Below are 1,763 nucleotides of genomic sequence, written 5' to 3'. Positions count from 1 at the left end.
GGAATAGACGGCCCGGCCCATGCGGTTGGCGGGCACGGCCAGGCAGTATTCGAAGAAGGCGATGCCCCAGCTCACCAGGACGATGAGCCACAGGGCGCGGTTCTCCACCTTCAGATGCCCATACCAGGCGAACGTCATGAAAATGTTGGACAAAACCAGCAGAAAGACCGGCGTAGCGAAAGCCATGAGTTGTGACGCGCTGGGCGGCATTCGGGTCTCCTGAGAGCCAAAGGGCGCGATTGGGTCTTAACCCCCGCGCCTGCGGCCTTATAAGCGGTCCCCTGGGTAGTTCGGGAGAATGAAGATGCGCGCGCCGGGAAAGACCATGTGGCTGGCGGCCGGACTGGCGGCCCTGCTGGGCCTGAGCGCCTGCGGACAGGGCGGCGGGCGTGAAACCGTGCGCATCTACAACTGGTCGGACTATATCGACCCGGAGATCCTCTCCAGCTTCACCGCCGAGACCGGCGTGGCCACGGTCTATGACACCTTCGATTCCAACGAGGTGCTGGAGACCAAGATGCTGCAGGGGGGCACGGGCTATGACGTGGTCACCCCGTCCAACCACAACATCCCACGCTACATCGCGGCCGGCGCCCTGGCCGAGCTGGACAAGGCCAGGCTGACGAATATCGGCAATCTCTCGCCGCAGATCATGGCCTATATGGAGCCGTTCGATCCGGGCGGCCGCTATACCGTCCCCTACATGTGGGGCACGGTGGGCATCGGCTATAATCCGCAGAAGGTGGCCGAGCGTCTGCCCGGCGTGGAGATCACCTCCTGGTCGGTGCTGTTCCGCCCCGAGAACATCGCCAGGCTGGCCGACTGCGGCGTCCACTTCCTGGACGCTTCGGAGGACATGTATGCGGTGGTCCTGAACTATCTGGGCCGCGACCCCAACTCCACCGCCGTGGCCGACTACGAGGCGGCCACCCAGATGCTGATGACCGTGCGGCCGCATGTGCGCAAGTTCCACTCCTCGGAATATGTGAACGCCCTGGCCAACGGGGATATCTGCATCGCCATCGGCTATTCCGGCGACATCTTCCAGGCCGCCGACCGGGCCGCCGAAGCCGGCGCCGGTGTGGAGGTGGCCTATGTCATTCCCTCCGAAGGCAGCCAGATCTGGTTCGACGTCTTCGCCATCCCGGCCGACGCCCCCAATCCGGACGCGGCCTATGCCTTCCTCGACTACATGCTGCGGCCCGAGATCGCCGCCCAGGCCTCCAACTACACCGCCTACGCCAACGCCAACGGCCCGGCCACGGCCCTGGTGGACGAGGAGATCCGCACCAATCCGGCCATCTATCCGACGGCCGAGGTGATGGGCGAACTATTCGTCACCACCGCCAAGTCCCAGGAGCTGGTCCGCGAGGTGAACCGCCTCTGGACCCGCGTCCAGACCGGCCGTTGAGCCCGGCGCCAGGGACCTTGGGTCAGGTGAACACCAAGCCGCGCCTGAACATCGGCGCCGTCCGCTCCAGCTTCGCCCCCTGGGCCGATCCGGCGGCCACGCCCCTGGTGCGGTTCGAGGCGGTGACCAAGCGCTTCGGCGGGGAAACCGCGGTCGATGCGGTCTCGCTGGACATCTATCAGGGAGAGTTCTTCGCCCTGCTGGGCCCCTCCGGCTGCGGCAAGACCACCCTGATGCGCATGCTGGCGGGGTTCGAGGCGCCGGACGCCGGGCGCATCACCCTGGCGGGCGAGGACCTGGCCGGCCGGCCGCCGCACCTGCGGCCGGTGAACATGATGTTCCAGTCCTATGC

Annotated in this window: 3 protein-coding genes; 2 read left to right on the top strand and 1 reads right to left on the bottom strand. The window is 66.3% G+C overall.

Translation table 11 applies throughout. The features are described from left to right. The coding region (locus V7D28_RS15185; protein WP_333588218.1) for a DMT family protein at positions 1-210 on the bottom strand (210 nt) is incomplete at its 3' end. 94 nt (positions 211-304) lie between these two features. Here V7D28_RS15185 and V7D28_RS15180 point away from each other — a divergent pair. Both V7D28_RS15180 and V7D28_RS15175 read left to right on the top strand, forming a co-directional pair. Continuing rightward, positions 305-1,411: a polyamine ABC transporter substrate-binding protein gene (locus tag V7D28_RS15180; RefSeq protein ID WP_333588217.1), complete on the top strand. Its 1,107-nt coding sequence runs from the start codon at positions 305-307 to the stop codon at positions 1,409-1,411. A gap of 50 nt (positions 1,412-1,461) precedes the next feature. Next, positions 1,462-1,763 (top strand): ATP-binding cassette domain-containing protein (locus tag V7D28_RS15175; RefSeq protein WP_333588219.1); only part of this gene is annotated, 302 nt, incomplete at its 3' end.

The organism is Phenylobacterium sp. (assembly GCF_036723115.1).
Classification (GTDB): domain Bacteria; phylum Pseudomonadota; class Alphaproteobacteria; order Caulobacterales; family Caulobacteraceae; genus Phenylobacterium.
Note: the sequence above shows the minus strand (reverse complement) of the source record. Positions and strands in the feature narration are given on the sequence as shown.